We start from the raw sequence: 1,783 nt of genomic DNA, 5'->3' as shown, positions 1-1,783 counted from the left end.
AGGAGGCGGGATCCGTCTTTCCAGGGGCGAGACCGTAGAAGGGCGTGAACCGACCCCTGGCTCCGGGGGAAATATTGGAACGGACGATCGAGGCGTTCTCCAGCGCTGCCAGGTGGTATCTGACTGCGCCGCGCGAGGATGCAATGCCGTCGCTGATGTCAGCTACTTTGCTTGCCCCATGGTTTGCCAGGTAGTCGATGATTTGTGATTTGATCGGAGTGTTTCTCGCTCTTTTCGTCCGCTGAATGCGGTGCACGTCCATCGGGCTCTGGACTTCAATGTCAGTCGTCATTGGCGATGGCCTTTCATCCGGTGTGAGAGTAGGTTCGCTGGTTGAAAATTGGCTGGCCGACCGGGTGCCGGTCAGTGCCTCGAAACGAGCTCAGGCTCCCTGCTATCTTCAGTGACTTCCGCGTCTTGGGAGGCCTCCGCGCGTGACGCTTCGAGGAGGGACGTGGACTTGTCGTGGTTCCGGCCGATGACCGCGGTGGCGATGGCATTTCCCAAGATGTTGGTGGCGGTGCGTCCCATGTCCAGGAGTTGGTCGATCACCAGCAGGACACCAATTCCGGCGGCCGGGATGCCGAAGGCAGGGACCACGGCGGCTAMGACGACGAGTGACCCGCGCGGCACGCCGGCCATGCCCTTGCTGCTGAGCAGGAGCATTGCGGTCATCGCGATCTGCTGGCCAAGGTCCATGTCGATGCCGTAGGCGTTGATCAGGAAGACCGACGCGAAGGTCATGTACATCATGGAACCGTCCACGTTGAACGAGTAACCCAGGGGCAGCACGAAACCGGTGGTGCGCTTCTCGATGCCGAACTTGGTCAGGCCTTCAATGAGCTTGGGCAGGGCGGCTTCACTGCTGGAGGTGGCGAACGCGATGACCATGGGTTCGCGCACTATCCGGACCAGTCGGAAGGCCGCCCGTCCGAGGAAGGCGACGGCGACGCCGACCATGATGACCCACAGGGCCGAGAGAGATACATAGAACCCACCGATGAACGACGCGTAGGTGGCAAACGCATCGAGACCCTGGGAGGTGAAGGCCGCTGCGATGCCGGCGAAAACGCCGACGGGTGCCGCCAGCATCACATACCCGGTGACCTTCAGCATGAGGCCCATCAGTTCGTCGATGGCATCGGCTATGGAGGAGCGGCCCTTCTTCCGGAGGTTCAGCAGGGCGATGCCGAAGAGAGCGCCGAATACGAGGATCTGAAGGGGGTTGTTTTCGGTCAGTGCGGCGAAGACGCTCGTGGGGATGATGTGGGTGATGAACGCCTGGTAATCGAGGGGCTTCGTTTGCATCCCCGTGTCGCCTCCCGGCATCAGGTTGAGCCCGTTACCGACGTTGAGTACATGGGCCGTGATGAAGCCGAACGCGCCCACCAGGACGGAGGCGGACAGGAACCAGATCATTGAGCGGCCAAACAGCTTGCCCACGCCGGCAGAGTTGGCCGCTCCTGCAATGCCGGAGACGAGGGTGGCGAAGATCAGCGGGGCAATGATCATTTTGATGAGGTTCAGGAACATGTGCGTCACGGTGTCGAGGACCGCCACGACGGATTCGCGTGTGTCCACCGGCAGCAGCCAGTGGAACAGCAGACCGCTGAGGATTCCGAACAGAAGCGCTGCCAGAATCCACATCGTTGATTTGTTTTTCATAGTCAGTCCTTGGGTAGAGGCCGGGTTGGTGGGCCGGTGCTGGAACGTTCCTCGTCATCGAGTTCCGTTTTCTCTGTAGTCGGTCGGGATTTTGGGCACGACGGCGTGCCCCTTGCTC

General features: G+C 60.9%; 2 protein-coding genes. Both read right to left on the bottom strand.

The window, feature by feature from the left end; genetic code table 11:
- The coding region (locus tag AC1DEY_RS23150; protein WP_476870042.1) for a winged helix-turn-helix domain-containing protein at positions 1 to 292 on the bottom strand (292 nt) is incomplete at its 3' end.
- 71 nt (positions 293 to 363) lie between these two features.
- Entirely contained in the window at positions 364 to 1,665 is a 1,302-nt protein-coding gene (locus AC1DEY_RS23145) for a dicarboxylate/amino acid:cation symporter (protein WP_476870041.1), read from the bottom strand.
- Positions 1,666 to 1,783 lie beyond the last annotated feature (118 nt).

This window comes from Arthrobacter sp. 05T47 (assembly GCF_056395825.1).
The sequence above is the reverse complement of the archived record's forward strand: the minus strand, read 5'-3'. Positions and strand labels throughout refer to the sequence as shown.